Source organism: Streptomyces sp. NBC_00259 (assembly GCF_036181745.1).
GTDB classification, from domain to species: domain Bacteria; phylum Actinomycetota; class Actinomycetes; order Streptomycetales; family Streptomycetaceae; genus Streptomyces; species Streptomyces pratisoli.
Genome location: NZ_CP108080.1, coordinates 2,291,546 through 2,318,102, shown reverse-complemented (window position 1 = coordinate 2,318,102; position 26,557 = coordinate 2,291,546). Strand labels below are relative to the sequence as shown.

Genomic DNA, 26,557 nt, shown 5'->3' with positions numbered 1-26,557 from the left:
GGACGGAGCCGACGAAGGCCCTCGCGTCGTGTCTTCGCGCTGGTCGGCGCCGTTCACAGCCCGAGCCGCACCGGCACTCGGCGGCACCCGCCGAGTGCCGGCCGACGTACCGCCGAAGTACCGCGACGTACCGCCGAAGGAAAAGGAACGCATCTGATGCCATCCACCGCCTCCAGCCTCGCCAGTGTCGCCACCTGGATCGAAGCCCTGGAGCAGGCCGTCCAGCAGCGCAACCCCGGTGAGCCCGAGTTCCACCAGGCCGTCCACGAGGTGCTGGAGACGCTCGCACCGGTGATCAGCCTCCGTCCCGAACTCCGCGAGGCGAAACTGGTCGAGCGCATGGTCGAGCCGGAGCGGCAGATCATCTTCCGGGTGCCCTGGCAGGACGACCGCGGTGAGATCCACGTCAACCGCGGCTTCCGGGTGGAGTTCAACAGCGCCCTCGGCCCGTACAAGGGCGGGCTGCGCTTCCACCCCTCCGTGAACCTGGGGATCGTGAAGTTCCTCGCGTTCGAGCAGATCTTCAAGAACGCGCTGACCGGACTCGGCATCGGCGGCGGCAAGGGCGGCAGCGACTTCGACCCCCGTGGCCGCTCCGACGCCGAAGTGATGCGCTTCTGCCAGTCGTTCATGACCGAACTGCACCGCCATCTCGGCGAGCACACCGACGCCCCGGCGGGCGACATCGGCGTCGGCGCCCGGGAGATCGGCTACCTCTTCGGCCAGTACCGGCGCATGACCAACCGCTGGGAGGCCGGCGTGCTGACCGGCAAGGGCACCGCCTGGGGCGGCTCGCACGTACGCACCGAGGCCACCGGGTACGGCACCGTGCTCTTCACCGCCGAGATGCTGAAGATGCGCGGTGAGCACCTCGCCGGCCAGCAGGTCACGGTCTCGGGCTCGGGCAACGTCGCCATCTACACCGTCGAGAAGGCGCAGGAACTCGGCGCCCACGTGCGTACCGTCTCCGACTCGGCCGGTTACGTCGTCGACGACAAGGGCATCGACCTGCCGCTGCTCAAGCAGATCAAGGAGGTCGAGCGCGGCCGGGTGAGCGACTACGCGGCCCGCCGGGGCAGCTCCGCGCGCTACATCCTGGGCGGCAGCGTCTGGGAGGTGCCCACCGATGTGGCCCTGCCGTCCGCGACCCAGAACGAGCTGACCGCGCAGGACGCGGCCACCCTCGTACGCAACGGGGTCAAGGCCGTCTCGGAGGGGGCGAACATGCCCACCACCCCGGACGCGGTACGGATCCTGCGGGACGCGGGCGTCGCCTTCGGCCCCGCGAAGGCCGCGAACGCGGGCGGGGTGGCCACCAGCGCCCTCGAGATGCGGCAGAACGCGGGCCGGGACAGCTGGCCCTTCGCCCGGGTCGAGGAGGAACTCGCCCAGGTGATGGGCCGTATCCACGACACGGTGTACGAGACGGCCGAACGCTACGACAGGCCAGGGGACTACGCGGCGGGAGCGAACATCGCCGGCTTCGAAAGGGTCGCGGACGCGATGCTTGCCCAGGGGCTCATCTGACCCCTGTACCTCTGCGCCGCTGTCCGGGGTGCCGCTGACGCCATGTCCGCCCCCTGTCCCTGGCACACTGCACCCGGAAGCGGGACGGTGCGGTGTGGGCGGGAAACGGGGGCGGTCGTGGTGGACGACGCGGCGGGGACGGAACACACGGGAGCGATACCCACGGAGCCGGGCCGGGTCGCCCTGCCCGGCGCTCCCAGCGTTCCCGGCGCTCCCGAGCGGGCGGTCCAGGCCATGGGGGAGCGGTGGCTGAGGGAGTTCGGCGAGGAAGGCGACTTCGTCTGCTCGCCCGCCGGACTGTGGCTGGCGCTCGGTGCCGTGGCGGCGGGCGCGCGCGGCGGGACCGCGGAAGAACTGCGAGCCCTGCTGGGAGTCGCCGGGGACGACGCGGCCGAGGCCGTCACGTCCACGGCGCGGGTGCTCGCCGGGACGGACGCGCTGGCCGTCGCCACCCGGGTGTGGAGCAGGATCCCGGTGTACCGGGCCTACCGCGAGGCGCTGCCCGATATCGGATTCGGCCCGCTCGGCCTCGACCAGGACGAGATCGACGCCTGGGTGAGGGAGGCGACGGACGGGCAGTTGGACAAGCTGCCGATCCGGATCCTGCCGGAGACGCTTCTCGCGCTGGTCAACGCCCTCGTCCTGAAGGCGTGTTGGGAGACTCCCTTCCAGGGGCACCTGACGAGGCCCGCGCCCTTCACCGACGCCATGGGGACGGTGCACCAGGTGCCGACGATGCACCGGCAGCTGGCACCCGGCGAGGCGTGGAACGCGGGCACGGCCCAGGTCGCCGAGCTGCGCTGCGACGGCGAGGCCGGGGCGAGGGTACGCCTCGTCCTCGGCCCACCCGGGGCCGGCCCCGCGGAGGTGCTGCCCGCCGCGTGGGCACCACGTGACACACGCACACCCCTCGACGCGGAGGCCGTGGGTATCGCCTTGCCGCGCCTCGCCCTGCGGACGACGACGGACGTCACGCCTCGACTCCCCGCGCTGGGAGTGCTGCGGGCGACGAGCCCGCTCGCCGACTTCTCCGGACTGTCACCGGAGCCGCTGGAGATCTCGCTGGTCGTCCAGGAGGCCGTCCTCAAGATCGCCGAACTCGGCGTGGAAGCGGCGGCCGTCACGGCGGTCCTGGCCCGCCCGGGCGGCGCGTTCCGCCCCCGGCGGACCGTCCGGCTGGCCTACGACCGCCCGTTCGGCGTCGTCGTGCTCGACGCCTCCGGGGAGCTCCCCCTCTTCGCCGCCTGGCAGTCGAGCGTCCCGGCGGGCGACCCGATGCCCGAGTCGGACCACCTCGGCACGTTCCCGCCCCCGCCGCCGCTCCCGCCGTCGTTCCGGCCGGTGGTCCCGGGCGCGGGGTCCTGACGCGCCACCCCCGCCGAACAGCGCGGAGCCCCGCCGGAACGACGTTCCGGCGGGGCTCCCCTCAGTCTGCGCTCACGCGGTGTCAGCCGCGCAGGCTCCACACGACGTCGACGGACTCGGACGGATCGTCAGGCCCGATGACATCCGCTCCACCGCGCAGAGCGCTCACCTTCGCGCACTGCACATAGCCCGCACCGCTCCTGGAACGGAGGCCGAGAACGAGCCGGTGCGGCCTCCATCGGGACGGGACGCCGGACGCCTCGAAGATGCGCTCGCTCTCCGCTTCGTCGAACGTGTGAAGTTCGAGCGCTTCGTAGCGGGTGATCAGCTGCATGGCCTCCACGCCCTCGAAGTGGAGATCCAGGCGTTGTGGCTGCGAGGGCTCCGGAGCCGCCCGGAGCAGCAGCTGCGAGTGCCCGACACCGTAACGCCAGACCTTGAACGTCCGTTCAGAGCTGAACAGGACGGAGAAGTCGGCATCGTCGCATCGCGAACCTATCGCCAACTCGTCGCGCCTCCTGAAGATCATGAAGTGAGGATGTGTGTATGTGGCCGGCGGAACCGAACGCCGCCGGCGCCGGGCCGGCCGCGAGGCCGCCCGGGCGGGCCCGCGGCCGGGACGGCCGGTGTCAGCCCTTCTTCGGAGCGGCCTGCTGGACCACCTCGAAGGACCACAGGGTGGACCCGGTCGCGGCGGGCTTCGGGCGCTCGCCCTCGCCGCCGCCCTCGCCTCGGTGGGCCGCCTGCATGGGCCCGGACATCCAGTTCTGGAAGTCCTCCTCGCTCCGCCAGCGGGTGTAGACGAGGTAGGTGTCGGTGCCTTCCACCGGACGCAGTAGTTCGAACCACTCGAAGCCGTCCGAGGACTCCACCGCGCCCGCGCGCGCGGCGAAGCGCTTCTCCAAGGCCTCGCGCTGCTCGGCGGGAACCGTCAGCACATTGATTTTCACGACGCTGGGCACATGACCCCACTTACTCAAGAGGTCCCCCGGCTGGAGACCTGACACGGACAGTGTGCGTGCCGTGATCCCGTGCCCGACAGCCGCAGCGCCGGTGGCCCGGCTCCCGGCCGACAGCGATACCCCGGCGGGAGCATGGTTCACGCGAGGGGCGAGGGGCGAGGGGCGAGGGGCGAGTGGCGAGCGGCGCGTGGCCGATGCCATCGGTCCGCCGACAGCGAACCCATCTGGGCGGTCGGCATTCGCGGTGCTTGAGTGGCGGGATGGAGATCCTGGTTCTGGGTGGTACGGCGTGGGTGGGCCGAGAGCTGTCACGGCAGGCCGTCGAGCGCGGTCATCGGGTGACGTGCCTCGCGCGCGGTGAAAGCGGCGAAGTCGCGGACGGAGCCACGCTGGTGTCCGCGGACCGGCGTGATCCTTCCGCGTACGAGCCACTGCTCGACCGCGAATGGGACGCGGTCGTCGAGGTGTCATGGCAGCCGGGCTTCGTCCGTGGCGCCCTCGACGCGCTGGCCGGCAGGGCCGGGCACTGGACCTATGTGTCCTCCGTCAGCGCCTACGCCTCCCATGCCGCGTCCGCCACGGACGAGTCCGCCGACCTTCTCCCCCCGACCGGCCGGAGCGAGGTCGACCGCGAGCTGTACGGCGAGGCGAAGGTCGCCTGCGAGCAGGCGTCGACGGCGGCCGTGGGCGACCGCCTCCTCATCGCCCGCGCCGGTCTCATCGGGGGTCCGGGGGACCACAGCGGACGCTCCGGCTACTGGGTGGCCCGCGCCGCCCGCGATCCGCAAGGCCCGATGCTGGTTCCCGACGTACCGGCCATGCCCACACAGGCCGTTGACGTACGGGACCTCGCCGGCTGGCTGCTCGACGCCGCGGAGGCGGGGACCACCGGCACGTACGACGCGGTGGGTCCGGTCGTACCGTTCAGTGAGTGGATCGAGCTGTCCCGCGCGATCGGCGGGCACGACGGTCCGGTGGTCACCGCCGACTCGGCCTGGCTCCTCGCGAACGGCGTGGCCGAGTACATGGGGCCCGAGTCGCTGCCGATGTGGCTGGTCGAGCCGGGGTGGGAAGGCTGGTCGGCCCGGACCGGGGCCGCGGCGCGCGCCGCGGGACTCCGGCATCGGCCACGGGCCGAGCTGCTGGCCGACACACTGCTCTGGGAACGCGAGCAGGGACTGGTCCGCGTACGACGTGCCGGCCTCAGCGCCGAGCGCGAGCGCGAGTTGCTCGACGCGCTCGGCTGACGGCTGACGGCGGCGTGCGCTCGCCGCCGCGCCCGCGTCACCCGCACGATCGGCGCCGCGTCCTGGCCGGTCATCGCCGGCCAGGACGCTTGCAGCGGGCTTCGGGTGGCTCAGCCGGTGACGCGGGCCAGCAGGAGGCCGTCGTAGCCGCGGGCGCCCACCGTCTGGACGGCGGTCGCCGTGAGCCGCGGGTTCTCCGAGACGACCTCGAACATCCGGCGGGTGCCGACGACCGCCGGGTCGTCGCTCGTCGCGTCGGCCACCGTGCCGCCGCGGACGACGTTGTCGACGATGATGAGGCTGCCCGGACGGGACAGCTTCACCGCCCACTCCACGTAGTGGGGGTTGTTGGCCTTGTCCGCGTCGATGAAGAAGAGGTCGAAGGGTTCCGCGCCCTCCGACTCCAGCTGGGCGAGGCTGTCGAGTGCCGCGCCGACGCGTACCTCGACGGTCTTGTCGAGGCCGGCGCGGGCAAGGTTGGCGCGTGCGACGTCCGCGTGCGCCGGGTTGTACTCCAGCGAGACGAGCTGTCCGTCGGCGGGCAGTGCCCGGCCGAGCCAGATGGTGCTGTAGCCCCCGAGCGTGCCGATCTCGAGGATCCTCCGCGCGCCCTGGGTGAGGGCCAGCAGATGGAGCAGTTTTCCCTGGTTGGGTGCCACGGCGATCGGCGGCAGTCCGGCCGCGTCGCTCGCGGTCACAGCTTCCGTCAGTGCGTCGTCCTCGGGGACCAGCAGATCGGTGAAGTAGGCGTCCACGGCGTTCCATTGCTGTTCAGACATACGGGAAACGTATCCCAAGTCCGAAGTCCCGGACGGGTCCGATCCCGGCCCGTTCCTGGCCGATCCCGGCCGGATTCCCCCGATCCCGGCCGGATTCCCCTGATCCGGGCGCGTTCCCGGCCGATCCCGGTGGAACCAGGCCCGATTCCGGCGGATCCCGGCGCGATCGACGCCGACTCAGGACAGCGGTAGCGATGCCTGCGGTGCCTGCGACGCCGACCGGCCCCGGAGCCGGCGCGACCGTACCCGCAACAGCAGCAGCAGCACCGCCGTCAGCGCCGCGGCGAGCACGGTGCCCACCGCAGGCAGCCACACCGGCACCCCCGCGACGGTCAGCAGCTCGTTCTCGTACGCCACCCGTCGGTACGGGGTGTCGGCGTCCGCCGCCCGCAGTTCGTGGTCCCCGTCGATCCGCGACGGCTCCGGAAAGCGCTGCTCGAAGGAGGTGAGGAAGGCGGGAGCGCCTCCGGTCAGCCGTCCGACCGCGCCTTCGGACGGCGCGATCCTCCCCGCGTACGTCACCTCCGGCGCATTCCCGCCGATCCGGCCGCGCGGCTCCATCCGGTGCGGTGCGACCACGTACAGGCCCAGCGACTGGGGTTCCCGTGCGAGCCGTGACAGCCGCATCGGGTAGACATGGCCGGACGTGCCCGGGGAGACGCCCGGGGGCGCCTCCCCGGGTGGATCGTCGCGTCCAGCCAGCATCCCTCCGCGGGCTCCGTCGCGCCATTCGACCAGCTCCCGGGGCCTGGCCTGGTCAGCCCCCGGCCACGTACCGCCAGAAGTCCCTCATCAGCGCGGGCGGCGTCGGCCCGCTCATCGAGACCTGGCTGCACATGACGCTGACGGTCCCGGTGGACGGGACGACATGCGCCGTGGTGCCCGTGCCGCCGACCCAGCCGTAGCGGCCTGGCACGTTCCAGGGGTGGGTGGCCTCGACGTCGACCGCCCCGCCGAAGCCCCAGCTCTGGCCCTCCAGGAACAGATCAGTGGCCTCGCGCTGGGACCTGGTCAGCTGGTCGTGGGTCATCCGCCGGACCGACTCGGGCGACAGGATCCGGTGGTCCCCGAAGGTCCCTTCGGCGAGCAGCATCCGGCCGAAGGCGCACCAGTCGTCGACCGTCGAGACCAGGCCGCCGGCGCCGGACGGGAACGCGGGCACGCTGCTCCACTGCCCCTGCTCGTCGGGTGCGTCGACGAGTTCGAGTCCGCAGGGCTCATCGGGCCGGTACTGGCTGGTGAACCGGTCCAGCTTGCTCTTCGGTACGGCGAATCCGGTGTCGGTCATCCCCAGCGGCTCGAACAGCCGCTCGGCGAGGAACTCGGGCAGCGGGCGGCCCGTGACCCGCGAGACGAGTACGCCCTGGATGTCGGAGCACGTGTTGTACAGCCATGCCTCGCCGGGCTGGTGCAGCAGCGGGATCCGGGCCAGCGCCGCCATCCAGGCGTCCGGCGCCGGAACGCTCTGCGGCTGCGGCGGCCCCTGCTTCAGCTCGCCGAACAGCGGGGCGAGCGCCGGCAGCGAGAAGTCGGACGCGAACCCGTATCCGGCGCAGGAGCTGAGCAGGTCGAACACGGTGATGGGCCTGACCGCCGGGACGACGTCGTCGACGGGACTCGACGGCGTACGGACGACCACGGGGGCCGCCAGCTCCGGCAGCCACGGCGCGACCGCGTCGTCCAGCGCGAGCCGGCCCTCGTCGACCAGGACCATGACCGCCGCGGCGACGACGGGCTTGGTGATCGAGGCGATCCGGAAGATCGAATCCCTGGACATCGGGGCGCTGCCGCCGACGTCGACGGACCCGACGGCCGCCACCTCCACCCGGTCACCGTGCACGACCAGACCCACGGCGCCGGGCACCGATCCGTCGCCGACATGTCTCATGAGGGTCTCGCGCAGGCTGCCCATCGGTCCCCTTCCGCAGTGTGCGTTCGAAGGTAGGACTACAGCCGCGGCCCGGACTCATCGCTGCTCCGCCGATCCGACACGCTCGGCGTGTGCGCCCGCCGGCGTCGAAGCGGGGTGTGACACTACGCCGTGCCACTCCCACCTCGTCCCGTTCCACCCCCTGTCCGCTCGGAGGGCCTCATGGCTGCAGCACCCCTGGTCGTGGTCACGGGAGCGAGCCATGGCATCGGCAGGGCGGTGGCCGCGGCCTTCGCCGCGCAGGGGCACCCTCTGCTCCTGGTGGCGCGGCATCCCACGCCGCTCGAAGGGCTGCCCTCCGAGCAGATCGCCACGGCCGCGGTCGACGTCTGCGACCACGAGGCCCTCGAAACCGCGATCCGTGCGGCGGAGGCCCTGCACGGACCGACCGAATGCCTCGTCAACTGCGCGGGGTTCCTCCGGATGGGCGCTCTGGAGACCCGGGATCCGGCGGACATGTCGTACGAGGTCGACGTGCTGCTCAAGGGCGTGCTCAACGGCATCCACGCGGTGCTGGGCGACATGAAGAGGCGCAACAGCGGCACGATCATCAACATCAGCTCCGTCGGCGACCGCGTGCCGGGCCCCGACGGCGAGGTCTACCACGCCTGCAAGGCCGCGCTGCGCTCGCTGGCGGGCTCCCTGCAGAAGGGCGAGGCGAAGAGCGGCATCCGCGTCATCAACGTCGCGCCGGGCTTCGTCAGGACCAACATCCACGCGGAGATGGGCATCAGCTTCGAGGAGTACAACGAGCGTCTGGGCCATCCCGACTTCATCGGCGCCGAGGAACTCGCCGAGATCATCCTGTTCTGCTGGAAGCAGCCGCAGCGCATCTGCGTCCGCGACATCGTGGTGATGCCGACGGGTTCGGACTTCGGCTGACGGCCTCGGTGTCCATGGCCGCCCAGCCCTCACGCCCCCGTCACCTTCTGAGGCTGTTGTCGTCCGGTCGGGGCACGTGACGGCACTCGAACCAGACCGTCTTCCCCGGCGCACCCGTCTGCGAGACCCCCCACTTGTGCACCACCGCGTCAAGCAGCGCGAGCCCGCGCCCCGACTCGTCCTCCGGTGATGCGCTCAGCAGCCGGGGGAGTACGGGAGACTCGTCGCGCACCTCCACGCGTACGCCCTCCGGGCCGCGCTCGATGAGCAACGCGCAGCGCCGGTCGGGGACATGGCGTACGACGTTGGCGAGCAACTCGGTCAGAGCGAGAGCGGCGTCGTCGGCGAGGCCCGGCATGTCCCACAGGGCGAGGTAGCTGCGCAGGATACGGCGCACATGGCGGGCGGAGTGCGCTCCGACGGTGAACCGCATGCCGTACTGGGAGGCAGCAGCGGGGGTGAAGGTGGGGGCGATGTATTCGTTCACGCTACGAGCGTGGAGGTCGACGGCTACGCTCGGCTACCGACCGAATACAACCCGTCCTGAAGTGGGCGGGGTTGCTTGCGTACGAGGGGGACCGGCGTGGCCCACATCAACATCCTCGACCCGAGCGCCTCACCGCTCGACTACTACGGCTACGAGTTGCGCCGCCACCGCGAAGCGGCCGGACTCACACAGCGGCAACTGGGCGACGTCATCAACTACACGGGCTCGCTGGTCGGCCAGATCGAGACGGCACGGAAGCTGCCGACGGAGCCGTTCAGCGAGCGCGTGGACGCGGCGCTGGGGACGGGTGGGTTACTGACGCGGCTGCTGGGGCTGGTGCTGCGGAGCCAACTGCCCGCATGGTTCCAACAGGTGGCCGAGTTGGAAGCGCGCGCGACCGAGGTCTACACCTTCCACACGCATCTGGTGCATGGCCTCTTGCAGACTCAGGCGTACGCGAGCGCCGTGCTCGGGGCGATGGATCGCAGCAAACTCGATGACCGTACGACGGTCCGGCTCGCGAGACAGCGCATCCTGAAGAAGGAGCAGCCGCCGGTGTTCTGGGCGATCGTCGGCGAGGCGGCGATGCGCCAGGAGATCGGCGGGCCGGATGTCATGCGGGAGCAACTGTCACGCCTGATGTCGTACGAGATCGATCCGAGGGTGAACATCCAGGTGCTGCCGTTCAATGCCGGAGCCCATGCTGGACTGACTGGCCCGTTCGACCTCTTCCGCTTCACGGACGACCCGACCATCGTCTACACGGAGGGCTATGGGGCAGGGCATCCGACCGCTAACCCGGACACGGTCAAGAACTGCTCACTCCGTTACGATCACCTCCAAGCCGCCGCCCTGTCCATCAAGGACTCGGCCGCGCTGATCCGGCGCACGATGGAGGAGCACTATGGAGAGTCGCAACTCTCGTCTGACGGGCGCTCGTTGGCGTAAGTCCAGCTACAGCAGCGACCAGGGCGGATCCTGCGTCGAGTGTGCCCCCCTCGGCGCCGCCGCCTGGCGTAAGTCCAGCTACAGCGGTGACACGGGCGGCGACTGCGTCGAGATCGCCGAAGCCCCGCACCTCGTCGCCGTCCGCGACTCCAAGGTCCCCGACGGCCCCCATCTCACCCTCACCCCGGCCGCCTTCACGGCCTTCGTCGAGGCGGCCGCTCGCGACGGGCTCGGCTCCGCCTGAAACGACGGGGACCCCGGCGGCTGGGCGCCACCGGGGTCCCTCGGCTCAGTCGGCCGCTTCTCGTGGGTTGCGGGTCAGCTGATGGAGCGGATGGTGTCCCAGGCGCCGGTGCCGACCTTGGTGCTCGGGCCGTCGATCGGGCCGTGGATCGATGTCCCACCCTTGTAGAACCACAGGGTGCCGTCACCCGCGGTGGTCCACATGTCGGCGACGCCGTCGAGGTTGGCGTCGGAGGCGCCGGCGATCAGGGGCCGGTTGGTGACGGTGTACGCGCGCCCGTACTCGGTCCGGTCGCCGAACGTTCCGTTGGCCTGTCCGAGGTAGTGGTACAGGATTCCGTCACGGGTGTCCCGGGCGAGCAGATCGACCCGGCCGTCCTTGTCGGCGTCACCGGGTGCGGTCAGGGACATGACGTTCCAGCCGCTGGTGCCGATGAGGACAGGTGCGGCGACGGACGGGGCCGGGCCGCTGACGCCGTCGTACCGGTACAGCTTGTCGTTGTACGAGATGACGAGGTCGGGCCGGCCGTCGCGGGTGACGTCGCCGACGCCGACGAGCTTGGAGGTGGTGGGCAGACCGCTGCCGATCTTGATCGGAGCGGCGAGCGAGCCGTCGCCGCGGTTGGGGTAGACGCGCAGTTCGCCGCCGACGATGGCGACGATGTCCTCCATGGCGTCCCCGGTCCAGTCACCGCGGTGCGTCACAGAGGCACCCGACCATCCACCGGACCCGATGTAGGTGGGCGAGCCGAGGGCGCCGGTGCCCGTACCGGGGTAGAGGCGCAGCTTGCCGAGGTCGTCGACGGCGACGAGGTCGGGCTTGTTGTCGCCGGTCATGTCGCCCGGAGCGGCGAACGCCGTGCTCGTGATCCACGTGCGCACGTCGTCGACACGGGTGGCGACGGCTCCCGTGCGGGTTTCCGTCGACGGCGTACCGAGGCAGCCGCCCTGCCACGACGTGCTGGTGACGGCGACCAGTTCCTGGGTGCCACCCGCTTGTCGCAGGACGGGGCCGCCGCCGTCTCCATGGCAGATGACCGAGTCGCCCGTGGCGGTCAGGGCGACGTTCGCCGAGCTGTCGCCGACCGCGGTGAACGGCGCGGTGTGCAGCTTGTCGGGGACCCAGGTCGTCTTCGTACGACCGAACCCGGCCGCTTGGACGCTTTCGTCGGCCGTCACCGGTGTGGCGGCCAGGGCGACCGGCTTCACGCCGGCGACACCGGTGGCCAGCTTCACCATGACCAGGTCCCGGTCGGGGTGCGGGACGAGTTCGACCGCGTTCCGGGTGGCCCCGACCGTGGTCTGGGTCAGGTCGGTGCGGCCGATGGTGGCGACGGTCTTCTCTGCGGGCTTGCCGGGGGCGAGTTGGGTGAGGCCGCCGGTGAAGCAGGAGGCGGCGGTGACGACCCAGCGGGGGTCCACCAGCACACCGGAGCAGGCGCGGGCGGTGTCGCCCTCACCGATCATCAGTTTGGCGGTGAACGCGTAGGCGTTGTCCGCGACAGGGGTGCCGGCGGCGGCGTGGGCGGGCGAGGTGAGGACACCGGTGACGACGGTGGCCGCGAGCAGTGTGCTCGTCAGGGCCATGCGTCGGCGATTTCTGGACACGTGGGTTGCTCAGTTCCTTCGGATCTACTCTACGTGGCTGACGCGTTCGGCCGGCGACGTCACGGAGCGGGCACGCGAGGTCGTCCGTCCGGGGCCGGTCAGCCGGTGACGCGGAGTTCGAGGAGAACCGTGGGGGCGTCGCCGACGCCCTCGCCGACGCCCTTCAGGTTGTTCTTGGGCACGTCGACGGTCTGGCTCTTGCCCTCGGCGGTGAGTTCGGCACGGACCGGGTGGGACTCGGTCTGGATCGCGAAGACATCGGCCAGTTCGAGAGTGAGGTGGCCGGTGGCGGAGGTGACCTTGAAGCAGAACTCGCCTGCGCCGACGCGCGTGAGGACCTTGAGCTGGTCGGCGGCGTCGCTGCACGTGGCAAGGGTGATGTGACCATCGCCACGCTTGAGGGCGATGCCCTGCTCGGCGAGGATCTTGTCGGCTCCGGGGTAGTTGAAGTCCTCGACGGCGAACGGGGGGACGTCGGCGGCCGCGGCCTCGGCGTTGGCGTCGGTGTGGGTCGCGGCGAGGGTGGAGGCACCGATGATCACGGCGGCGGTGAAGGCGGAAAACAGCAGCTTACGGGCGTGGGATATCACCAGAGTGTTCCTTCCGGAAGGCATGCGGAAAAACGAATCCGCAAAGGCAGTCTCAGCAGACTCGACAGGCGCAGGCTGACCGAGGTTTGACGCGTTGTCGAAATTTGCGCACAGGGAAAGCAGCCCGGAAAGCCGTAAAGGCGTTCTTTCGCGCGCAGGCGTTGAGGGTGAGTTTGTCGGTGCGCTCGTTGCGCGCTTGGGCCCATCCCCCTTGGGCCTCGTCCCCCACTGCATCCAGACGCTCAACTCGCGCCGTACGCCACCCCGTCCGCCCCCCGGCGGTGAACACACGATAGCAAGCATCTCAACCATGTGCATCCAGTGGGTGTACGACACCTGCGTATACTCGGCGAGCCGAAATTCGGTAACTGGTGGGACAGTTGGCGCCAGATAGGGAAATGGCTGCTTGATACTTTGAGACAACGACTCGGAGCCCGCGCCGGACTGGCCGGCGGAAAAGGGCTTACAACCAGAGTGAAGCGATCGATACGGGCCATGCGGGCACTGTGCCTGACCCTCTTGATCTCGCTCATGGCCGGACTCGTCGGGGCCGTTCCGGCCCAGGCCCTCGAAGACCCCGCCCAGGGCGAGGATCTGAGCAGCGATCACATTCCGGCCACCGACCGTGGCAAGGTCCTGGAGGCGTGGAAGGCCGGTGGCCCCGCGGTCAAGGCGGCTGCGGAAGTCGCCTTGTTGGGGTCGGACTCGGACGTACGCACCTTCCTCGACGGCGAGAAGGCGGTGGCCGAGCTCAGCGATGACCGGGTGGCCACCGTGCAGATCTTCTCGGCCGGCGGTCGTGGCGTGCGGGAAGCGGCGGAGCGGGCCCTGGCCGGTACGCCCGCACAGCTGGACACCTTCCTCAAGACCGGCTGGCAGGCGCCGTTCGAGCAGGACCAGCGAGTCCGTGCCACCCAGATCATCAGCGCCGGCGGCCCCGAGGTGAAGGAGGTCGGCCAGGCGGCGCTCAACGGCACCGCCGACGACGTCCAGAACTTCATCGCCGAGAGCCAGTACGCGGCCCGGCAGAACGACGAGCGCGTCCAGGTCGTGCAGATCCTGAGCACGGGTGGTCCCGCGACCAGGGAAGCCGCGCAGGCCGCACTCGACGGCGCGCACGAGGACGTGACGGAGTTCCTGGAGGTGGGCCAGCACGTCGCGCGCGCCCGCGACCAGGAACAGGCCACCATCGAGGACCTCGTCGCCCTCGTCGAAGAGGCCGGCCGTCAGGCCCGGGTGGAGACCGAGGCCGCGAAGGAGGCGTCGGCCCGCGCGGTCGCCGCGACGAAGCTGGCCAAGGAGGCCGCGCAGAAGGCGGCCGCCGAGACCGCGGCCGCCAAGGACGACGCGACCAAGGCGTCCAACGCCGCCGGCCGCGCGGCCGACGCCGCCGAGGGTGCGGCCAAGGCCGCGCAGCAGGCGATCACCGCATCCCGTGCCGCCAACACCTCGGCCCGGGTCGCCGCGAACGCCGCGGCCCAGGCGGCGTCCGCCGCCGCGGCAGCCGCCCAGGCCGCTTCCCGCGCCCGTAACGCGGCCGCGGCCGCCGCGACCGACGCGACCAAGGCCAAGGAAGCGCGCCAGGCGGCCGAGGGTGCCCGTACCGCCGCCAAGGGAGCCGAGAAGGCGGCCGTGGCCGCCGAATTCGCCGGCGACGCGGCCGACGAGGCCGGCAAGGCGGCCCTGGCCGCCGCCGGCGCGGGCAGCAACGCCGACCTCGCCGCGGCCGCGGCACAGCAGGCGAGCGGTCACGCAGGCGTCTCCAGCGCCCAGGCCCAGCGGGCAAGGGACGCGGCCGCGGCGGCTCGCCGCCACGCGGCCGAGGCCACCCGGGCCGCGAACAAAGCCGTGGAACTGGCCGGCAAGTCCGCCAAGGCGGCGCGCGAAGCCCGCGACGCCGCCAAGTCGGCCGCCGCGCACGCCAGGAACGCCGCTGCCGCCGCGGACGCGGCCGCCGAGCACGCCGGTGACGCCGCCGTGGCCGCGGCCGAGTCGACCAAGCACGCCGCGGAGGCCAAGAAGGCGGCCGACGCGGCGACAGCCGCGGTCGCCAAAGCGAGGACCACCTACGACCTGGCCCGTGAGGTCGAGGCGGAGGAGCTGGCCGACCGCAGGTACAGCGAGGTCGAGGAGGCCAAGGCCCTCAAGGTCGCCGACGACGAGCGCAAGGCGGAGGAGCAGAAGGCCGCCGCAGAGGCCAGGGCGGCCGACGAGGAGGCGCTCCGTCTCGCGGCCGAGGTGACCAACCCGGGCAACGACCTGGGGGAAACGGCCACGAAGTCGCGCAAGGTCGCGCTGCACGTCGCGAAGACCCGGGGCCCTTGGAGCGTCACCACGGCCGAGGCCGCCCTCGCGGGCTCCGACGCACTGGTCGTCGAGTACATCCGGGCCGGCTGGAAGGAAGCAGGCGAACGGGACGAGTACGCCCGCACCGTCAACCTGGCCCTGGACTCCGAGTACGAACCCGTCCGCACGGCCGCGAAGACCGCGCTCAAGGGCGACACGGCGCAGATCGGCGCCTTCATCGCGACCGGACAGCACGAGGCGGCCAAGAACGACTACCGGATCAGGACGACCCAGCTGATCGACGGCGCCGGATCGGGGGTGAAGAAGGCCGGGCAGGACGCGCTCAACTCCGGCTCGACGGACAAGCTGCGGGAGTTCATCCACACCGGCTACTACACGGCCCGTACGACCGATGAGCGCGTCCGCGCCGTCCAGTTGAGGAGCACCGGCGGCCCCGAACTGAAGGCCGCCGCCGATGTCGCGCTCGCCGGACCGCCCCAGGTGCTGCACCGGTTCATCGAGGTCGAGCAGTTCCGCGCCAAGCGCAAGGACCAGCTCACCGCCAGCCATGTCTCCCGGGTCCAGCGGCTGATCGCCGGGGCGGCCCGCGTTGCCGCGACGGCACAGAAGGACGCCGCGCTGGCCGCCAAGGTGGCGGCAGAGGCCCGTAAGGCGGCGGAGGACGCGGCCAGGTACGCCCGGGATGCCGAGGAGTCCGCGAGGCAGGCGGGCGAATACGCCAAGCAGGCCGACGCCCATGCCGATGCCGCCGAGAAGTCCGCCGCCGAGGCGGCGGCCTCGGCCCGGACGGCACGCGCCGCCGAGGCCAGCGCGAAGGACGCCGTGCTGCGCGCCGACCTGTCGGCGTCCCGTGCGGAGGCCTCCGCCGTCTCGGCGCAGCACTCCGCGAGTGAGGCCTGGGCGGCGGCCGACGCCGCCTACGCCTCGTCCGTCGCCGCCGGCAAGGACGCCACCGCCGCCAGCAAGGCGGCCGACGAGGCCGGGGACATCGCCTTCCGGAAGCTGCAGGAGGAGATCAGGGCGCACTTCGCGAACCTGGTCGCCGAGATGGAGGAGCGCTCCCTCAAGGCGGAGGACGAGGAGTTCGAGGAGTACCTGCGCAAGCTCGACGAGATCGACTGGGGGAAGGTCTTCTCCGAGGGCGGCCACTTCACCCTCGACGCGCTCGGCCTGATCCCGGGCTTCGGCGAGATCGCGGACGGCGCCAACTGCGCCTGGTACTTCGGCGAGGACAAGAAGATCGACGCGGGCCTGTCCTGCGCCGGCATGGTCCCGTTCGCCGGATGGGGCGCCGCGGGCGTCAAGTTCGGCAAGTGGGGCACCAAGGCGGACGGCTTCTTCAAGAAGCTCTTCGGCAAGAACGCGCAGTTCCCCTCGTGCGCCAGGTCGCTCGCCAGGTCCCTGACCAGGTCCATGGCCAGGTCCATGACGCAGGGGATCTCCTGCCCCGTGGGCTTCGCGAACATGGGCAACGACATCTTCGTGTCGCCCGCAGGCCTGGTCTACATGCGCGAAAGCGCCGCAAAGCACCGCATCGACCACATCATGGACCACACGAAGGCCGTCGACGGCAAGCCCCTGCACGGCGTGTTCAAGGTGAAGAACCAGGACGAGCTCCTGAAGATGATCGACGACGCCTGGAAGAAGGGCGGCGAGGTCGTCCCGACCAACAACAAGAACAAGGTCACCCGCATCGACTACGACGAAGCGATCGGTGAAGGGGGCGAGAAGTTCCTCTGCGTCGTCACCAGGGTCGTCAAGAAGAAGGACAGGGTGATCACCGCCTACCCGTCCTCCTCGCGCGACTGCCCCAGGTTCTGAGGACGCGGCGGGGCCGACACCCCCGTCCTGACCTCATGGAGCGCGGTGGGCCCGGCATCCGGCCGGGCCCACCGGTGTCCACCACACGCCTGCACAACACGAAGGACCCGACCATGCTCCCGACCGACGAGATCCGGGCGCTCCTGAGGGAGCACGACGATCCGGACCACCTGGAACGCCCGCCGCACTTCGACCTGGTCGTCGAGGGGAACCGCTTCGCAGGGCTCGTACGCGCCCTTGAGGGGCGCTTCGGGCCGGCCTGCACGAGCGGCCTCACCCAGGACACCAGTCACTACGGCGGCATCACGGTCCCCACGGAAGTGACGGGCCTCGAGCGGCCGTTGTGGGTACTGCTGAGCAACTTCGGCGGCTTCGTCACGGCCGGGACGGGCGGCGAAGGCATGCCCGGTTCCGAGCAGGGCCTCACCGAGGAGTTCCTGACCTGGCTCGACGGCGTCTGCACCGACCTGGGCTGCGTCTTCGTCCCCGTGGAGCTCCTCCTGGAGCCGTACGACGGCAGGTCCGTCCTCGAGCAGATGTACGCCGAGCCGCTCCTGGCGGCCCTGGCGGCCGAGCAAGGCTGGGACGACGACGAGGACGAGGACGAGGAGGACCTGCCCCCGGTCTGGTTCGACCGCTACTTCCAGTACATGTGAGGCCCACCCCCGTCGGCCGGTCCTTCACCGGCCGTGCCGGCCTCCCCGACATCACCCGGAACCAACCGCCGTCCGGCCACCATTGGGCGGCACACCCCGAACTCAGGACACCACACATGAGCTACACAAGACCCGTGCGCTTCGCCACGCTGGCCACCGCCCTGACAGCGGTCCCGCTCGCGCTCAGCGCCGCACCCGCCTCCGCCGTCACCGGCGGCACCGTTCCCACCGGCAGCGCCTTCGCCTACACCGCGCGCCTGGACATCGGTGACACCACCCGCGGGTGTTCCGCCGTGCTGGTCGACGCAGAGTGGCTGCTGACCGCGGCCAGTTGCTTCGCCGACGACCCGGTCGCGGGCCTCGCCGTGTCCGCCGGTGCCCCGAAGCAGAAGACCACCGCCGTCATCGGCCGCACCGACCTGACCGGCACCCAGGGCGCCGAGCGTCGCGTCGTGGAGCTGGTCCCGCGCACCGACCGTGATGTGGTCCTGGCCCGCCTGAACCGCCCGGTCACCAACGTCACCCCCATCTCCCTGGCCACCACCGCCCCTTCCGCGGGCGAGGAGCTGACGTTCGCGGGCTACGGCCGCACCAAGGACGAGTGGGCGCCCCTCAAGCTGCACACCGGCACGTACACGGTGGACTCGGCAGCCGCCACGACGGCCGGCGTCACCGGCAAGAGCGGCGCGGCCGCGTGCATGGGCGACTCCGGTGGCCCCGTGGTCCGCATGACGGGCGGCACGGCCACCCTCGCCGCCCTCACCAGCCAGTCCTGGCAGGGCGGTTGCTTCGGCGTCGACGCCACCGAGACCCGCACCGGCGGCATCGCCGCCCGTGTCGACGACCTGGCCTCCTGGGTGAACTCCAAGGCCGGTGCCACGCGCATCACGGACTTCAACGGTGACGGCGTCGAGGACATCGCGATCTCCGACCCCAAGGCCGTCGTCGGCGGCGACGACGGGGCCGGTGTGGTCCGGATCGTGTACGGCGGCGGCAAGGGCACCGCCGAGATCAACCAGGACCTCGACTGGGTGCCGGGCGGCGCCGAGGCGGGGGACTGGTTCGGTGAAGCGCTCGCCACCGTCGACCACAACGAGGACGGCTACACCGACCTGGTGGTCGGCACTCCGTCCGAGGACCTCGGCACGGCGCCCGACGCGGGCATGGTCGACGTCTTCTACGGCGCCGCCGGCGGCATCGGCACGGGTGCCACGAAGGGCGTCCACTTCGAGCAGGGCGCCGGCACGGGCGCCATCGCGGCCTCGGCGGCCGAGAACGGCGACCGCATGGGTCACGCCGTCGCCGCCGGGCGGACCGCCGCGGGCGAGCCGTACCTGGTGATCGGCGTGCCCGGCGAGGCCCTCGGGTCCGTCGCCAAGGCGGGCAGCGCGTTCTACCTGCGCGGCGCCACCAACGTCGCCGTCCACCAGGACAAGCCGGACGTCCCGGGCAACGCGGAGGCCAACGACCGCTTCGGCACCAGCGTCGCGGGCGACGCCCACCACATCGCCATCGGCAACCCCAACGAGGCCATCGGCACCCTGGCGAACTCCGGCGGCGTGGCGGTCTTCGGCCACGGCGGCGCGGACGGGGTCCCCACCCCGCAGATCGGGCTCGACCAGGACCTCGACACCGTCTCGGGCGCCGCAGAGGCGGGCGACGAGTTCGGTGCCTCCCTGTCCCTGGTCACGTACCGCCCCTCGGGTGCCGCGACGGCCACGGAATCGTTCCTCGTGGTCGGCTCGCCCGGTGAGGCCCTGGCCGTGAACGACGCCGACAAGGCCGATGCGGGCCGCGTCGTCACCTTCCGCGTCACCGCCGCCGGTGCCTTCAACGAGGTCGACGCCCTCTGGCAGGGCACCGCTGACGACACCGTGTCCGGCACGGCCGAGGCCGGCGACCGCTTCGGCGAGAAGGTCACGGCCGTCAACACCGCACCGCGCGCGACGAGCACCGTCTCGACGCTGCGGGTCGCGGTCGGCATCCCCGGCGAGGCCGTCGGCACGGCGGCGGGCGCGGGCGCGGTCCAGACGTTCCCGCTCCTCGGTACGGCGGGCGACTCCGACGTCTGGATCGAGGCGGGCAACCCCTCGGGCCTGCCCGGCACCCCCGGTGCCAACCAGCACGTCGGCAGGAGCATCACCTTCACCGGCACGAACCTGTACGTCGGCATGCCGTACGGCCCGGCCCTCGGCGCCGTCCACGTGCTGCCCTGGCTGAACGTGAGCGGCGGCACGAAGGCGCCCGTGACCACGCACCAGCCCGGCGCGGGCGGCCTCCCGCCGGCCGGCGGGCGCTTCGGCTACGTGGCGAAGTAGCCGTATCCACCGAGTAGTCGGCACGAAGGAGCCCCCGAAGACCCGGAACCGGTCTTCGGGGGCTCCTCTTTGTCGCTACCGGGAGAGCTCTGCCTATCCGGCGAAGAGCGTCGCCACCGAGGCCACGATCGCGAGGGCCGGCTGGGCGATGTCCGCGCCGCCGGTGAGGAGTTCGCGGAGGCGTTCGAGGCGGGTCCGTACCTGAGGCGCGTCCGGTTCCGGGGCGGTGGTGATGCGGGCCAGATCATGGACCGCTCCCGCCGCCTCCTCCCGGTCGGCGTCCGAGAGGTCGCGGCTGGACAGGACGAGTTCGAGCAGGCGGGTCAGCTCGTCGCCGCCGAGCCCTGAGGCGTACGTGTGCTGGAAGTCCCGTACGACGGTGTCCTTGGGGCGGTTGACGAACGTGGTGTTCGTGCCCTGGAAGGAGAAGTCCTCCGACACCGATGCTCCTGACGTGACGACGACTCGGCAGTTGTGGAGGGCGAAAGTATGGGTGTGGTCGGGCCGGACGGGCTCGGCGGGGCGGAGCGCCGCCCGGATCGAGTCCGCCGCCGCACGGACGCGGGCGAATGCCGCGGAGTCCGGGCCCTGGCCGGGGGCGGGGGCTGCCAGGCGGCGCAGGGCGGTTTCGGGCGTCGAGCCGGGCGGCACCGGTGCGAAGGAGGGCCGTCCCCCCTCCATGAGCTTCGCGAGGTCGGGGAGCGTCTCGTCGTTCACCGGGCGGAGCGCGGACGAGATGCCCCCGAACAGCGACCGGAAGGACGCCGGCGAGGCGTCATCGAGACGGAACACGATCTTCTCGCCCTGGTGCAGGGGTCGATCAAACTGGCGAGCGACCTGGGCGACCCGGGCAGGCGACCCGGGTGGGAGGGGCCGGCGGGAGACGGGGGCGGGGCGTAGGGGGGATCGCCCCCGCCTCCCATGTCCGGGTACGGCGTCGGCGGCTCAACCACCCACGCTGACCTGGAGCTCCTTGATGCCGTTCAGCCAGGCCGCGCGCAGCCGGCGCGGGTCGCCGACCAGGCGGAGGTCCGGCAGGGTGTCGGCGATGGCGGTGAAGATGAGTTCGATCTCCTGGATGGCCAGGGACTTGCCGAGGCAGAAGTGCGGGCCTCCGCCGCCGAAGCCGAGGTGGGGGTTCGGGTCGCGGGTGATGTCGAAGGCCTCGGGGTTGTCGAAGACCTCGGGGTCGTTGTTGGCGGAGGAGTAGAACAGCCCCACCCGGTCGCCCTTCTTGATCTTCTGGCCGCCGAGTTCGGTGTCCTGGGTGGCGGTCCGCTGGAAGGAGACGACGGGCGTCGCCCAGCGGACGATCTCCTCGGCCGCGGTCGCCGGGCGGTCCCGCTTGTACAGCTCCCACTGCTCGGGGTGGGTGAGGAAGGCGTGCATGCCGTGGCTGATGGCGTTGCGCGTCGTCTCGTTGCCGGCGACGGCGAGCAGCAGCACGAAGAAGCCGAACTCGTCGGAGCTGAGGTTGCCCTCGCCCTCCGCGGCGACGAGCTGGGTGACGATGTCCTTCGCCGGGCACTGCTTGCGGTCGGCGGCGAGGTTCATCGAGTAGCCGATGAGTTCCATGGCCGCCTCGGCGCCGATCTCCTCGGTGATGGCGTACTCGGGATCGTCGTACGCGACCATCTTGTTCGACCAGTCGAAGATCCGGGCCCGGTCGTCCTGGGGGATGCCGATGAGTTCGGCGATCGCCTGGAGCGGCAGCTCGACGGCGACGCTGGTGACGAAGTCGAAGCTGCCGTCGGCGGCCGCTCCGCTCCGCGCCGTCTCGACGATCTTCCGGGCGCGGTCGCGAAGTGCCGACTCCAGGCTGCGTATCGCGCGCGGGGTGAAGCCGCGCTGGACGATCTGGCGGACCCGGGTGTGCTCGGGCGGGTCCATGTTGAGCATGATCAGGCGCTGGACCTCGATCTGGTCACGGCTGATGTGCTCGTTGAAGCGGATGACCGCCGTGTTCTCGTTCGAGGAGAACAACTCCGGGTGGGTGGAGACGTGCTTGACGTCCGCGTGCCGAGTGACGACCCAGTACCCCTCGTCGTCGAAGCCGGTGATGCCGCGCGGCTGCGGGCACCACCAGACCGGTGCGGTCTGCCGCAGTTGGGCGAACTCGGGGAGGGGTATACGGCTCTGCAGCAGATCGGGGTCGGTGGCGTCGAACCCTTCGGGGAGATGGGGGCAGGGCATCGGCAACTCCAGGTCTGACGGCTGGGCGCTGGCTGAAAAGTTCTGACGGCCCATCAGAAGTGTCCGCAAGGTAGTAACGGGTTCTACAACTGGCAAGGGTCACGGCGGGAACTGTTGCGTGCAGGAGCCTTGCGTACCTGGGGTAACCCTCATAAGACTGCAGGAAGAACTAGAACGCGTACTAGTTCTTCTTGCGGTTCTTGCGTGCGGGGTGCCGGGACACCCCGCCGCCGTGCTGAGGAGAGGACGAGCTCATGGCCGCGGAACCCGTCATCGTCGAAGCCGTACGCACACCGATCGGCAAGCGCGGTGGCGCGCTCGCCAATCTGCACCCCGCCTATCTACTGGGCGAGACCTACCGGGAACTGCTCGGCCGCACCGGCATCCACGCCGACTGCGTCGAGCAGATCGTCGGCGGCACCGTCACCCACGCCGGCGAACAGTCCATGAACCCGGCGCGCAACGCCTGGCTCACCATGGGCCTTCCGTACGAGACCGCAGCGACGACCGTGGACTGTCAGTGCGGCTCCTCGCAGCAGGCCTCGCACATGACCGCCAACATGATCGCGGCAGGTGTCATCGACATCGGCATCAGCTGCGGCGTCGAGGCCATGTCGCGCGTACCGCTGGGCAGCGGATCCAAGCACGGGCCGGGCAAACCCTGGCCGGACGAGTGGAACGTCGACCTGCCCAACCAGTTCGAGGCGGCGGAACGCATCGCACGCCACCGCGGGCTCACCCGGGAGAACGTCGACTCGCTCGGGCTCATATCGCAGGAGCGGGCGGCCGTCGCCTGGTCCGAGGAGCGCTTCAAGCGTGAGACGTTCGCCGTCCAGGTGCCCACGACCGAGGAGGAGCAGGCCGCGGGGCAGGGCATGTGGCGGCTCGTCGACCGCGACGAAGGGCTGCGGGACACCTCCATGGAGGGCCTGGCCGGGCTGAAACCGGTCATGCCGACCGCCGTCCACACGGCCGGGAACTCCTCGCAGATCTCCGACGGCGCCGCGGCGATCATGTGGGCGTCCAAGCGCATGGCGCGGGCGCTGAAGCTGAAGCCACGCGCCCGGATCGTCGCGCAGGCGCTCGTCGGTTCCGATCCGCACTACCACCTGGACGGGCCGATCGACGCGACCCGGGCGGTGCTGGGGAAGGCGGGGATGTCGCTCAAGGACATCGACCTCATCGAGGTCAACGAGGCCTTCGCCTCGGTCGTCCTGAGCTGGGCGCAGGTCTTCGAGCAGGATCTGGAGAAGGTCAACGTCAACGGCGGGGGCATCGCGCTGGGGCACCCGGTCGGGGCGACGGGAGCGCGGCTGATCACCACGGCGCTGCATGAACTGGAGCGTACGGACAAGGAGTTCGCGCTGGTGACGATGTGTGCGGGCGGGGCGCTGGCGACCGGGACGATCCTCCAGCGGCTGTAGGTCCCCCTTCCCTCGCGTGCCCGGCGGGCACGACGAGCACGGTCGAGGCTCCGAAGCGATGACCGCTTCGGAGCCTCGGCCATGTGGGGACGTCACTCGGGGTTCGTCGCGGAAACGATCGAAACGCTCAACTCCGTCTGTTCTATGGAGCGATTGAGCGTATGCGTGCTAGAAACCGCCAGCGGTAATCGCCTGCTTCCCCCTCCGTGACCAGCCCTCCCCCCGTACAGGAGACCGCCATGACGCGTTCCTGGTCCCGTCGCACCTTCCTGCGCACCACCGGCGGTACGGCACTCGCCCTCGGCCTGACCGCCGGTCCGCTGCCGGCCGATCAGGCCGTCGCCGCGTCCGCGTCCGCGTCCGCGTCCGCGGCCGACTTCAGTGCCCTGCGCGCCAAGTGGCGCACGCTGATACTCGGGGAGGGCTTCAGCCCGACCGCCGAGCCGTTCAGGACGAAGCTGGCCGCACTCGGCGCCCGCGCGGGCGAGCACCGGTCGGCGATGGCACCCGCCACCGGATCGCTCTGGCCCGACCTGGTGTGGGCCGACCCGGAACCCGACACGGACCAGGAGTCGTTCGGCTACTCGGCCCGGCTGGTCGACAGTCTCAACCGGCTGAGCACCATGGCCCAGGCCTACTGCCAGCAGGGCACCGGGCTGACCGGGAACGCCGCCCTGAGGGACGCGGTCGTCACCGGCCTCGACCACATCCACGCCCGGGTCTACCACGAGAACCAGGCCCGCTACGGCAACTGGTGGAGCTGGCAGATCGGCGGCCCGCAGGCGCTCCTCGACGTGTGTGTACTGATGTACGACCAGCTGTCCGCCACGCAGATCGCCAACCACTGCCGTGCCGTCGACCACTTCGTGCCGGACTCGGCCGTCGCCGCCTACACCGGTACCAGCACCGGTGCCAACCGCGTCGACCTGTGCCGGGTCCTGATCCTGCGGGGCATCGTCGGCGGCAGTGCGGCCAAGATCGCGCTGGGCAGGGACGCGCTCTCGCCCGTCTTCCCGTACGTCACCTCCGGCGACGGCCTCTACGCCGACGGCTCGTTCGTCCAGCACGGCACCATCTCGTACACGGGCTCGTACGGCGCGGTGATGCTGGGCGGCCTCGGCGCGCTCTTCAGCCTGCTCGCCGGCTCCGGCTGGGCCGTCACCGACCCCGGCCGACAGATCGTCCTCGACGCGGTGGAGAACATGCCGATCACCGCGCCGCCGGAGCCCGGCGCGGACGCGCGGTTCTCCGCCGGCGTCCCGTCCGGCGGCAGCACCGCGCCGTGCATGCGCCGCACCTTGCCCTGGGCGGCGAGCGTCTCCACGTCCCGGCGCAGGGTCACGGCGGAGACGCCGAGTTCGGCCGCGAGCTGTGCCACCCGGAGGCTGCCGCGCTCCCGTACGAGCGCGAGCACCCGCTCATGGCGCTGGTCGACGTGCAGTCGCATGGGCTCCCCCTGGGCGAGTCGGGTTGCGTCACTGTACGCCGCAGTCGTATTGATCGGTTCCGGTCAATACGCTCGCCGAGGCCGGGGCGGTCGTGGCCGACGCGGCGGTTTCGGGCAGGGGCCTGAAATGGAGCAAGGCTCCGAAGCGGGGTCACCGCTTCGGAGCCTTGTGATTCTGGGTGCCGCCGTGGCGGCCCGGTGGTGCCGGTGCGTCGGCTCATGGCCGGTGCGTCGGCTTAGTACCAGTGGTTGGCCTGCCAGAAGTTCCAGGCGCCGCACGGGCTGCCGTAGCGCTCGTTCATGTAGTCCAGACCCCACTTGATCTGGGTCTTGGGGTTGGTCTTCCAGTCGGCGCCGGCGGAAGCCATCTTGCCGCCGGGCAGGGCCTGGACCAGGCCGTAGGCGCCGGAGGAGGCGTTGGTGGCGGACGGGTTCCAGTTGGACTCGTGCGTCACGATCTTGTCGAAGCACTGGAACTGGGCGGCGGGCATCATCTGCTTCGCGATCTCCTGCGGCGTGGCGGTCGAGGCCGACGCCGCGGATCCCGTCCCCATGACCGCACCGACCGCACCCAGAAGCACGGCGGTACCGGCAACGACGGACTTGTTGCGGGCAGAGAATCGGTTGATCAGCGAGCGGGTCAAGGGAGTGCCTAACGTTCGGGGACTGGGCGGTCGCGAGGGGCGGGCCGAGCCGGGCTCGTGTGCTGGGCTTCCAGGCCCTGCGACTCCTTGCGACGGGAACAGTTGTAACCAGCCCCCGGGCCCCCGCGCCGTGACCGGGCTCACCCCGTAGATACGACGTAGACAGGGCAGGGAGGGCCTAAAGTCCCAAACTGGACATATGGGGTTTATATGCAGGTCAGGGACGGTGCCCCGAGGACTCACGTCCTCGTACGGCGGCTACGAAGGCCGATAGTTTTGGGACCAAAGTCCTGTGGGCCGCCTCACGGCTCCGGGGAGGTTTTGGCGGGCTCGAATGTGACCTGGGCCTCGAAGGCCGCCCTCCTCGTCGCCCTGCGCAGCGCCTTCAGCAGCGTCGGGCCGACGGTGAGCGTCAGCACGACGGTGAGGGCGGCGCGGCCCAGGTCCCAGCCCAGCGAGGTGGCGAGCACGTACGCGACGAAGCGGACGAGGTTCTCGCCGATCGGGTCGCCCGCGTGGAAGGAGATCCCCGAAGCCGTGCCCGGCACGATCGTCCAGCCCTGCAGATTCATGACCGTGCCGTACGCGAACGACGCGGCGAAACCGTATCCCGCGAGCATCAGCAGCTCGGCACGGCCCCTCAGCCGGTCCGGGCCCGGCAGCAGGCCCGCGCCCATCGTGAACCAGCCCATCGCGAGCATCTGGAACGGCATCCACGGCCCGACACCGCCCGTGAGCAGCGCGGACGCGAACATCGTCACCGAGCCGAGGACGAAGCCGAAGCCCGGGCCGAGGACCCGGCCGCTCAGCACCATCAGGAAGAACATGGGCTCCAGGCCCGCCGTGCCGGCGCCGAGCGGACGCAGCGCCGCGCCGACCGCGGCGAGGACGCCGAGCATCGCGACCGCCTTCGCGTCCATGCCTCCGTCGGCGATGGTCGCGACGACGACGCCGACGAGGAGGGGAAGGAGCGCGGCGAAGAGCCAGGGAGCGTCCTGGGCGTGGTCCGTGATGGCGGAGTCCGCGTCGGCGAGCAGCGGCCAGCCGAAGGCGGCGACGCCGATCGCACTGATGAGGACGAGCGCGGCGACGGCGCGGGGGCCGAGGCGAACGGAACGGGCGGGGCGGATGCCGGGGGCCTGGACGGGGCCGGGGAGCGGGTCGCGGCGAAGGCTTGGG

At 71.1% G+C, this 26,557-nt stretch carries 22 protein-coding genes and 2 pseudogenes; 11 read left to right on the top strand and 13 right to left on the bottom strand.

The annotated features are described in order from the left end of the window. The first annotated feature begins 156 nt into the window (after nucleotides 1-156). Together gdhA and OG766_RS10405 are read left to right on the top strand one after the other, a co-directional pair. Complete coding sequence (gdhA, locus tag OG766_RS10410; protein WP_328725121.1) at nucleotides 157-1,527, top strand: NADP-specific glutamate dehydrogenase; 1,371 nt, start codon at nucleotides 157-159, stop codon at nucleotides 1,525-1,527. 120 nt (nucleotides 1,528-1,647) lie between these two features. Beyond that, nucleotides 1,648-2,892 carry a serpin family protein gene (locus tag OG766_RS10405; protein WP_443045600.1) on the top strand — a complete coding sequence of 415 codons (1,245 nt, stop codon included), beginning with the start codon at nucleotides 1,648-1,650 and terminating at the stop codon, nucleotides 2,890-2,892. Nucleotides 2,893-2,974: 82 nt separating this feature from the next. Here the strand turns inward: OG766_RS10405 and OG766_RS10400 are convergent, their stop codons facing one another. Together OG766_RS10400 and OG766_RS10395 are read right to left on the bottom strand one after the other, a co-directional pair. Beyond that, entirely contained in the window at nucleotides 2,975-3,421 is a 447-nt protein-coding gene (locus tag OG766_RS10400; protein ID WP_328725120.1) for a hypothetical protein, read from the bottom strand. Nucleotides 3,422-3,521: 100 nt separating this feature from the next. Beyond that, a complete protein-coding gene (locus OG766_RS10395) occupies nucleotides 3,522-3,854 on the bottom strand; it encodes an antibiotic biosynthesis monooxygenase family protein (RefSeq protein WP_266374502.1) in 333 nt (110 codons plus the stop codon). Nucleotides 3,855-4,114: 260 nt separating this feature from the next. Here OG766_RS10395 and OG766_RS10390 point away from each other — a divergent pair, with 260 nt between their 5' ends. Beyond that, nucleotides 4,115-5,101 carry an NAD-dependent epimerase/dehydratase family protein gene (locus OG766_RS10390; protein ID WP_266374503.1) on the top strand — a complete coding sequence of 329 codons (987 nt, stop codon included), beginning with the start codon at nucleotides 4,115-4,117 and terminating at the stop codon, nucleotides 5,099-5,101. 110 nt (nucleotides 5,102-5,211) lie between these two features. Here the strand turns inward: OG766_RS10390 and OG766_RS10385 are convergent, their stop codons facing one another. The 3 genes from OG766_RS10385 to OG766_RS10375 form a co-directional block, all read right to left on the bottom strand. Continuing rightward, entirely contained in the window at nucleotides 5,212-5,880 is a 669-nt protein-coding gene (locus OG766_RS10385) for an O-methyltransferase (RefSeq protein WP_266374505.1), read from the bottom strand. Nucleotides 5,881-6,057: 177 nt separating this feature from the next. After that, entirely contained in the window at nucleotides 6,058-6,585 is a 528-nt protein-coding gene (locus OG766_RS10380) for a DUF2330 domain-containing protein (protein ID WP_328725118.1), read from the bottom strand. A gap of 52 nt (nucleotides 6,586-6,637) precedes the next feature. Beyond that, complete coding sequence (locus tag OG766_RS10375; protein WP_328725117.1) at nucleotides 6,638-7,792, bottom strand: serine hydrolase domain-containing protein; 1,155 nt, start codon at nucleotides 7,790-7,792, stop codon at nucleotides 6,638-6,640. Nucleotides 7,793-7,972: 180 nt separating this feature from the next. Here OG766_RS10375 and OG766_RS10370 point away from each other — a divergent pair, with 180 nt between their 5' ends. Then, complete coding sequence (locus OG766_RS10370) at nucleotides 7,973-8,692, top strand: SDR family oxidoreductase (RefSeq protein ID WP_266374507.1); 720 nt, start codon at nucleotides 7,973-7,975, stop codon at nucleotides 8,690-8,692. Nucleotides 8,693-8,732: 40 nt separating this feature from the next. Here the strand turns inward: OG766_RS10370 and OG766_RS10365 are convergent, their stop codons facing one another. Further along, complete coding sequence (locus OG766_RS10365) at nucleotides 8,733-9,179, bottom strand: ATP-binding protein (RefSeq protein ID WP_443045469.1); 447 nt, start codon at nucleotides 9,177-9,179, stop codon at nucleotides 8,733-8,735. Nucleotides 9,180-9,275: 96 nt separating this feature from the next. On the opposite strand from OG766_RS10365, the gene OG766_RS10360 reads away from it, so the two are divergent. Both OG766_RS10360 and OG766_RS10355 read left to right on the top strand, forming a co-directional pair. Then, nucleotides 9,276-10,127, top strand: a complete 852-nt coding sequence (locus tag OG766_RS10360) for a helix-turn-helix domain-containing protein (protein ID WP_266374508.1) — start codon at nucleotides 9,276-9,278, stop codon at nucleotides 10,125-10,127. Beyond that, on the top strand, nucleotides 10,084-10,371 hold the full coding sequence (locus OG766_RS10355) for a DUF397 domain-containing protein (RefSeq protein WP_266374509.1): 288 nt from the start codon (nucleotides 10,084-10,086) through the stop codon (nucleotides 10,369-10,371). Before OG766_RS10360 ends, OG766_RS10355 begins: the two co-directional genes overlap by 44 nt. 74 nt (nucleotides 10,372-10,445) lie before the next feature. Here OG766_RS10355 and OG766_RS10350 read toward each other — a convergent pair whose 3' ends face one another. Beyond that, complete coding sequence (locus OG766_RS10350) at nucleotides 10,446-11,957, bottom strand: trypsin-like serine protease (RefSeq protein ID WP_328725114.1); 1,512 nt, start codon at nucleotides 11,955-11,957, stop codon at nucleotides 10,446-10,448. Between the two features lie 119 nt (nucleotides 11,958-12,076). Further along, a complete protein-coding gene (locus tag OG766_RS10345) occupies nucleotides 12,077-12,568 on the bottom strand; it encodes a hypothetical protein (protein WP_266374511.1) in 492 nt (163 codons plus the stop codon). Between the two features lie 531 nt (nucleotides 12,569-13,099). On the opposite strand from OG766_RS10345, the gene OG766_RS10340 reads away from it, so the two are divergent. The 3 genes from OG766_RS10340 (at nucleotide 13,100) to OG766_RS10330 (ending at nucleotide 19,670) form a co-directional block, all read left to right on the top strand. After that, on the top strand, nucleotides 13,100-16,696 hold the full coding sequence (locus OG766_RS10340; RefSeq protein ID WP_328725113.1) for an ALF repeat-containing protein: 3,597 nt from the start codon (nucleotides 13,100-13,102) through the stop codon (nucleotides 16,694-16,696). 113 nt (nucleotides 16,697-16,809) lie between these two features. Next, nucleotides 16,810-17,352, top strand: coding sequence for a hypothetical protein (locus OG766_RS10335; RefSeq protein WP_328725112.1), 543 nt, complete (start codon nucleotides 16,810-16,812; stop codon nucleotides 17,350-17,352). A 116-nt stretch (nucleotides 17,353-17,468) separates the two neighbouring features. Beyond that, nucleotides 17,469-19,670 carry a trypsin-like serine protease gene (locus tag OG766_RS10330; RefSeq protein WP_266374515.1) on the top strand — a complete coding sequence of 734 codons (2,202 nt, stop codon included), beginning with the start codon at nucleotides 17,469-17,471 and terminating at the stop codon, nucleotides 19,668-19,670. A 93-nt stretch (nucleotides 19,671-19,763) separates the two neighbouring features. Here OG766_RS10330 and OG766_RS10325 read toward each other — a convergent pair whose 3' ends face one another. Continuing rightward, nucleotides 19,764-20,462, bottom strand: a complete 699-nt coding sequence (locus tag OG766_RS10325) for a hypothetical protein (RefSeq protein ID WP_328725110.1) — start codon at nucleotides 20,460-20,462, stop codon at nucleotides 19,764-19,766. Between the two features lie 153 nt (nucleotides 20,463-20,615). Continuing rightward, on the bottom strand, nucleotides 20,616-21,863 hold the full coding sequence (locus OG766_RS10320) for a cytochrome P450 (protein WP_266374517.1): 1,248 nt from the start codon (nucleotides 21,861-21,863) through the stop codon (nucleotides 20,616-20,618). A gap of 254 nt (nucleotides 21,864-22,117) precedes the next feature. On the opposite strand from OG766_RS10320, the gene OG766_RS10315 reads away from it, so the two are divergent. Continuing rightward, a complete protein-coding gene (locus tag OG766_RS10315) occupies nucleotides 22,118-23,287 on the top strand; it encodes a steroid 3-ketoacyl-CoA thiolase (protein WP_266374518.1) in 1,170 nt (389 codons plus the stop codon). Nucleotides 23,288-23,526: 239 nt separating this feature from the next. Next, nucleotides 23,527-24,489 (top strand): annotated as a pseudogene (locus OG766_RS10310) (lyase); the annotation flags it as partial. On the opposite strand, the pseudogene OG766_RS10305 reads toward OG766_RS10310, so the two are convergent. The 3 genes and pseudogenes from OG766_RS10305 to OG766_RS10295 form a co-directional block, all read right to left on the bottom strand. After that, nucleotides 24,489-24,734, bottom strand: a pseudogene (locus OG766_RS10305) (DeoR family transcriptional regulator); the annotation flags it as partial. The pseudogenes OG766_RS10310 and OG766_RS10305 overlap by 1 nt on opposite strands. A gap of 236 nt (nucleotides 24,735-24,970) precedes the next feature. Next, the gene (locus tag OG766_RS10300; RefSeq protein WP_266374519.1) at nucleotides 24,971-25,378 is read right to left on the bottom strand and encodes a transglycosylase SLT domain-containing protein; all 408 of its coding nucleotides are present in this window, start codon (nucleotides 25,376-25,378) and stop codon (nucleotides 24,971-24,973) included. A 302-nt stretch (nucleotides 25,379-25,680) separates the two neighbouring features. Continuing rightward, nucleotides 25,681-26,508, bottom strand: a complete 828-nt coding sequence (locus OG766_RS10295) for an ECF transporter S component (protein WP_266378044.1) — start codon at nucleotides 26,506-26,508, stop codon at nucleotides 25,681-25,683. Nucleotides 26,509-26,557: the final 49 nt, after the last annotated feature.

Coding starts and splice junctions, on each gene's coding strand:
- gdhA (WP_328725121.1), top strand. CDS start 157: ATGCCATCCACCGCCTCCAGCCTCGCCAGTGTCGCCACCTGGATCGAA.
- OG766_RS10400 (WP_328725120.1), bottom strand. CDS start 3,421: ATGATCTTCAGGAGGCGCGACGAGTTGGCGATAGGTTCGCGATGCGAC.
- OG766_RS10390 (WP_266374503.1), top strand. CDS start 4,115: ATGGAGATCCTGGTTCTGGGTGGTACGGCGTGGGTGGGCCGAGAGCTG.
- OG766_RS10385 (WP_266374505.1), bottom strand. CDS start 5,880: ATGTCTGAACAGCAATGGAACGCCGTGGACGCCTACTTCACCGATCTG.
- OG766_RS10380 (WP_328725118.1), bottom strand. CDS start 6,585: ATGCTGGCTGGACGCGACGATCCACCCGGGGAGGCGCCCCCGGGCGTC.
- OG766_RS10375 (WP_328725117.1), bottom strand. CDS start 7,792: ATGGGCAGCCTGCGCGAGACCCTCATGAGACATGTCGGCGACGGATCG.
- OG766_RS10370 (WP_266374507.1), top strand. CDS start 7,973: ATGGCTGCAGCACCCCTGGTCGTGGTCACGGGAGCGAGCCATGGCATC.
- OG766_RS10355 (WP_266374509.1), top strand. CDS start 10,084: ATGGAGAGTCGCAACTCTCGTCTGACGGGCGCTCGTTGGCGTAAGTCC.
- OG766_RS10350 (WP_328725114.1), bottom strand. CDS start 11,957: ATGGCCCTGACGAGCACACTGCTCGCGGCCACCGTCGTCACCGGTGTC.
- OG766_RS10340 (WP_328725113.1), top strand. CDS start 13,100: ATGGCCGGACTCGTCGGGGCCGTTCCGGCCCAGGCCCTCGAAGACCCC.
- OG766_RS10335 (WP_328725112.1), top strand. CDS start 16,810: ATGCTCCCGACCGACGAGATCCGGGCGCTCCTGAGGGAGCACGACGAT.
- OG766_RS10330 (WP_266374515.1), top strand. CDS start 17,469: ATGAGCTACACAAGACCCGTGCGCTTCGCCACGCTGGCCACCGCCCTG.
- OG766_RS10320 (WP_266374517.1), bottom strand. CDS start 21,863: ATGCCCTGCCCCCATCTCCCCGAAGGGTTCGACGCCACCGACCCCGAT.
- OG766_RS10315 (WP_266374518.1), top strand. CDS start 22,118: ATGGCCGCGGAACCCGTCATCGTCGAAGCCGTACGCACACCGATCGGC.